This is a genomic window from Ralstonia sp. ASV6 (assembly GCF_016429285.1).
Taxonomy (GTDB): Bacteria; Pseudomonadota; Gammaproteobacteria; order Burkholderiales; family Burkholderiaceae; genus Ralstonia; species Ralstonia flaminis.
In genome coordinates this window covers 1-5418 of sequence record NZ_JAELUI010000230.1, presented here as the reverse complement: position 1 = coordinate 5418, position 5418 = coordinate 1, and the positions used below count along the sequence as shown (strand labels likewise).

5 protein-coding genes are annotated in these 5418 nt (G+C 66.3%); 2 read left to right on the top strand and 3 right to left on the bottom strand.

Going from position 1 to position 5418, the window contains the following annotated elements; genetic code table 11:
- Positions 1-319: hypothetical protein (locus JHD73_RS26320; protein ID WP_199033097.1), on the top strand; the 319-nt coding region annotated here is incomplete at its 5' end.
- Positions 316-1260 (top strand): RNA polymerase sigma factor SigJ, encoded by a 945-nt coding sequence (gene sigJ / locus JHD73_RS26315; protein WP_199033096.1) that lies wholly within the window; start codon positions 316-318, stop codon positions 1258-1260. The genes JHD73_RS26320 and sigJ, both read left to right, overlap by 4 nt.
- Before the next feature lie 39 nt (positions 1261-1299).
- Here the strand turns inward: sigJ and JHD73_RS26310 are convergent, their stop codons facing one another.
- The 3 genes from JHD73_RS26310 to JHD73_RS26300 form a co-directional block, all read right to left on the bottom strand.
- Complete coding sequence (locus tag JHD73_RS26310) at positions 1300-1635, bottom strand: cupin domain-containing protein (RefSeq protein ID WP_199033095.1); 336 nt, start codon at positions 1633-1635, stop codon at positions 1300-1302.
- 37 nt (positions 1636-1672) lie between these two features.
- On the bottom strand, positions 1673-4483 hold the full coding sequence (locus tag JHD73_RS26305) for a DNA translocase FtsK (protein WP_199033094.1): 2811 nt from the start codon (positions 4481-4483) through the stop codon (positions 1673-1675).
- A gap of 148 nt (positions 4484-4631) precedes the next feature.
- Positions 4632-5418 (bottom strand): MFS transporter (locus JHD73_RS26300; RefSeq protein ID WP_199033093.1); only part of this gene is annotated, 787 nt, incomplete at its 5' end.

The window sequence follows — 5418 nt, the reverse complement described above, 5'->3', positions numbered from 1 at the left end:
CTACCGGACCCTGCGAGATGAGAATGCCGGCTTCGATGCCGTGTTGGAGCAGGCGCGTGCGCTGCCGCCCTTGCCCGCGGTACCGACCGTGGTGCTCAGCAGCGCGGTGATGCGCGACTTCCCGGCTGGCCTCGAGGACGAAACCATGCACGCCGCCTGGCAAGGCAATCAGCAGAGTATTGCGCGCGAGGCCGGTGTCTCGCCCGAGGTGCTGGCTGGCAGCGGCCACTACCTGCACGTCGATCAGCCTGACCGTGTGATAGCGTTGCTCTCGACCTGGCGCGAAACGGCGCGCCACCGATTGGAGACCACCCGATGAGCGGCTCCCAAGTCGATACCGAGCGTGCCGTGGCCGAACATCTGCGCATCTTCGAAGACCAGCGCCCACGCCTGCTGGCGTTGGCGTGGCGCATGCTTGGCGCGCGTAGCGAGGCGCAGGACCTGGTGCAAGCGCTCTGGTTGCAATGGCAAGACACACCCTTGGCCGGCCTGCATGAACCCGCAGCCTACCTGACCCGCATGGCTACCCATGCCTGTATCGATCAGCTACGAAGCGCGCAGCGCCAGCGCGAGCACTATGTCGGTGTATGGCTGCCCGAGCCCGTGCTCGAACAGACCGGCTTGGGGGCGGCGATTGAACATCGCGGTGCCGATCCGCTGGCCCACCTGTCCTATGCCGAGGATGTCTCCACGGCGTTCCTGCTTGCGCTTGAACGCCTGACACCGCTCGAGCGCGCCGCCTTCCTGCTGCACGATGTGTTCGAGTTGTCCTTCGATGAGGTGGCAGCCCGACTCGGCCGCGATACCGCTGCCTGCCGGCAGCTGGCCGCGCGGGCACGGGGGCATGTGCGGCGCGAATATGTACGTTGCGAGCTTGACCAGGCCCAGGTCGATGCGCTGCTGCAGGCCTTTGAAACGTCGCTGCAGGCGGGCGACCCGGACGCGCTGGCGGCGCTGCTGTGCGACGAGGCCACCTTGATGAGCGATGGCGGAGGGCGTGTGGCCGCCATCCCACGTCCGGTGCGCGGCAATGGCGCAGTCGCCCGCGTACTGTGCGGACTGGTCGAGAGTTGGCGCCGCCGCGAGCCAGGGGGCCACTTGCGGCGCGCGCGGATCAACGGCCAGCCCGGCTACTTGCTGCACGACACCAGCGGCCGGCTGGAGCTTGTCGCCACACTGCACTGGCAGGCGGATGGCCGCTTGGCCAGCATCCATCTGGTGCGCAATCCCGACAAGCTGGGCGCCAACCTGCACGCTTGAAAAAGGCGGGCTGGTGTGGTGGGGGGGGTAACCCCCCGCTCAACCAGCGCTGTAATGCACGGCCAGCCAGACGGTCGGCCGGCCGGTATCAGTCCAGGCCACCCGGTGCCGGCAATGCGCAGGGAGGTGTAGCCAGGTACCCGGCTGCAACAGACGCGGCGCCGTTTCACCCTCGATCTGCACCGCCGCGCCGCCCTCCATGAGCAGTACCCATTCTTCCTGGGCACTGTCGTACCAGAAGCCGGGCGGGCTGGCCTGCCCATTGGAGACGATGCGCTCGATCTTCAGCCCGGGATGCTCCAGTAATGCGGTGAAGACCTCTTCCGCAACACCGGTCGGGACATCGTCGAAGAGGTTGCCCTGGTGCATTTCCATCGCTCGCCCCCATGCGCGCCTGAAACGCGGCCGTTGCTCAATCGCTGCCGCCCGGTGCCAGTACCTCCCGTTGGCCGTTGCGGCCCATTGGCGAAACCAGCCCCGCGGCTTCCATCTGCTCGATGAGCCGCGCGGCGCGGTTGTAGCCGATGCGCAACTGCCGCTGCACGGAAGAAATCGACGCACGGCGCGTGTTCAGCACAAAGGCCGCAGCTTCGTCGTAGAGCGGATCGGCTTCTGCATCTCCGCTCTCGCCGCCGAACAGGTCGCCACCGGCGGCGGCCTCGCCGGGGTCGCCGGCCAGGATGGCTTCGTCGTACTCGGGCTCGCCGAACTGCTTCCAGTGCTCGACCACGCGGTGCACCTCTTCGTCGGCAACAAACGCACCATGCACGCGCTGCGGGTACCCGGTGCCCGGCGGCAGGAACAGCATGTCGCCCTGACCAAGCAGGGATTCTGCGCCCATCTGGTCGAGAATCGTGCGCGAGTCGATCTTGGACGACACCTGAAACGCCACGCGCGTCGGGATGTTGGCCTTGATCAGGCCGGTGATGACGTCCACCGACGGTCGCTGCGTCGCCAGAATCAAATGGATGCCGGCCGCGCGCGCCTTTTGCGCCAGGCGCGCAATCAGCTCTTCGATCTTCTTGCCGGCCACCATCATCAGGTCGGCCAGCTCGTCGATCACCACCACGATCATCGGCAGCGTGGAAAGCGGTTCCGGCGCTTCGGGCGTCAGTGAGAACGGGTTTGGCACCTTGCGGCCGGCCTGTTCTGCTGCGCGGATCTTCTGGTTGTAGCCGGCCAGATTGCGCACGCCCAGGGCGGACATCAGGCGGTAGCGCTTCTCCATTTCGCCCACGCACCAGTTGAGCGCGTGCGCGGCCTGCTTCATGTCGGTCACGACCGGCGCGAGCAGATGCGGAATGCCCTCGTAGACGGAGAGCTCCAGCATCTTCGGGTCGATCATGATCATGCGCACGTCGTCGGGCGTGGCCTTGTACAGCATCGACAGGATCATCGCGTTGACAGCCACCGACTTGCCCGAGCCCGTCGTGCCGGCCACCAGCAGGTGCGGCGCGCGTGCGAGGTCCGTCACCACCGGATTGCCGGTGATGTCCTTGCCCATGGCCAGCACGAGGTGCGAGGCGTGCGATTGAAAATCCGCCGCGTTCACGACTTCCGACAGGCGGATCATTTCGCGCTTGGCGTTTGGCAGCTCCAGGCCCATGCAGGTCTTGCCGGGGATGGTCTCGACCACACGGATGGAGGTCACGCCCAGGGCACGCGCCAGATCCTTCATCAACCCCACGACCTGGGCGCCGCGCACACCGATGGCGGGATCGACCTCGAAGCGGGTGATGACTGGGCCAGCCGAGGCGCCCACCACCGTCACGGGCACCTTGAACTCAGCCAGACGCTGGGTGATCAGATTGCTGGTCTCTTCAAGGTGCTCGGTCGGAACGGATTCAATGTTGACTGAAGCGGCCGTCAGCAGTGCGGCGCTCGGCAGACGGTAATCCACATGGCGCGGCACTGTGGGGGCCGGTGTCGGTGCGGGCACAGGAGCGGGCGTAGCCACCACAGCAGCCTGCGGCGCCGCGTGCGAGACCACGTTGCCCACCACAGCAGGCAGTACGATGCGCGGCTTAGTGGCCTGTGTTGTAACGGGCGACGGCCCCACCTCTTCCTCCACCTCTTCCTCCACCTCTTCCAACAATGGCTCGGACACAGGGGCCTCAGGCATTGGCAACGCCTCGGCAACGGGCTCCGGTTGGGTGACTTCCGCTTCCGTTTCGGCTTCGGCCTCAGTTTCGACTGCGATTTGCGCCGGCTCTGGCGCCGCGGCTGCGGGTGTGAGCAGGCCGCGCAACTCCGCCAACAATGCTTCTGCCTCCTGGCGCACCGCTTCCAGATCCACCGTCTGCACCTCGGGTGCCGCTTCCTGTGTCTCAACGGTCTCCGCTTCCGGATGTTCTGTCATGACCGTTTCGACAACAGGTTCATCGGTGGCCTTGGGAGGCTCGGGAAGTGTTTCCACCTGTGTGGAGACAGGCGCTGGTTGCACCGGCGGACGCAGCCCGAGTTGCGGCTGATGGAACGGGCTGCTGACGATCGTGGCGCGAGGCTTGGGACGTGCCGGTGCGGATGCGGGTGCCGACGCTGGAGAAGGGGTCGCTGCAGGTGCGGGTGTCGGGGCCGTTTTTGTGTCGGCAGCAGGATTGGCCGCCGCAGCCTTCTGTGCATCGAGCAGCGGCCAGATCTCTCCAGGCTGCGGCGGCGACGGGCGCGTGCGCGGTGGCGGTTGCCACGTCGGTTGGCGGCGGGCAGAAACGGCTTCGATGCCACGATGGCGCACCGTCGGCTGTGCAGGGCCGGCGGTGCCGGTCCAATGGGCTTGCGCGGCGCCGCCCAGGCCAAGTGCAGTCGGCTTCAGGCTCTCGTCACGCGGTTCATCGTGATCCGGGGCGGGCTCGTCGAGTGCGTCTTCCTGCACGGCACGGCTACGGTTGAACAGCTGCCGCCACGATCGTCCAAACACCATGGGTGCCACCCAGACCAGCACGCCGAGCATCAGCAGGAAGGCGCCAGTCCAGCCCAGCATGTGGGAGAACAGCGCCGCCAGCGCGCGCCCTGCCGCTCCACCGGCCTTGTCCTGCGGATCGGCGCCCGAGGTGAGCGCTTCGAGCGTTGCGCTGGTGCACAGCGCAACGAGCGTGACCAGCCAGAGCCGCACGGTGCCCCGGCCCTTGAGGAAGCCGCGCTCCCCCGCCAGTGCCCGCGTCGCATACCGCCACACCATCGGCAGCAGCCACACGGTGGAAATGCCAAACCAGCCAAGCCCCATTTCGAAATGCCATCTACGAATCCAAGCCCGCGATTGTAGCGGGCGGGCGCAGACAAAATGAAAACGCCCAGCCAAAAAATACATGGCTGGGCGCTTCGTGCGGCTGAGTTGAGGTCGGCGCGTACCGCCGGGCACGGTTATGCGCGTGCTAGCTGCCCAGGGCGCCCGCTGCAGAACGCTGGTCGTCGCGCTGCATGGGAATCGGTTGCACTTGCCCATCGTTCAACATCGTCCACACCACGATGGCCGCGATGATGTCGAACACCGCCAGCGCCACGAACAACGGGTTGTAGCCGATGGTGACAGCCAGCGTGCCCACCGCCAGCGAGAACAGCATGCCGCCCAGCCAACCCGACATGCCCGCCAGGCCAACGGCTGTGCCAACCTCGTGCCGGCCGAACATGTCGGAGGTGAGCGTGTACAAGGCGCCCGAGAGCGTCTGGTGCGCAAAGCCACCGATGCAGAACAGCGCGATGGCCGTGTACGGGCTCGCTGCCAATCCGATGCACGCCGGGCCGATCATGCAGACACAGCCCGTTACCATCACCAGCTTGCGCGAGGTCACCAGCGATACCGAGAAGCGCTTCTGGAACCACGGCGCGAGATAGCCACCCAACACGCAGCCGATATCCGCAGCCAGGAACGGCAGCCACGCGAACAACGCGATCTCTTTGAGGTTCATGTGCCGCTCGGTGGCGAGGTAGAGCGGAATCCAGAAGTTGAAGGTCTGCCACGCCGGTTCCGACAGAAAGCGCGGGATGGCAATCCCCCAGAAACGTTGGCTGCTGACGATGCTGCCCCACGAGGGCTTGGGCGCATTCGCGCTGTCATCCGGCGCTTCCTGGCCCGCTCGGATGTAGTCGTGCTCCTCCGTCGATAGCCGTGGATGCTTGGTCGGCACGCGATACAACGCGAACCAGAGCACACTCCACACG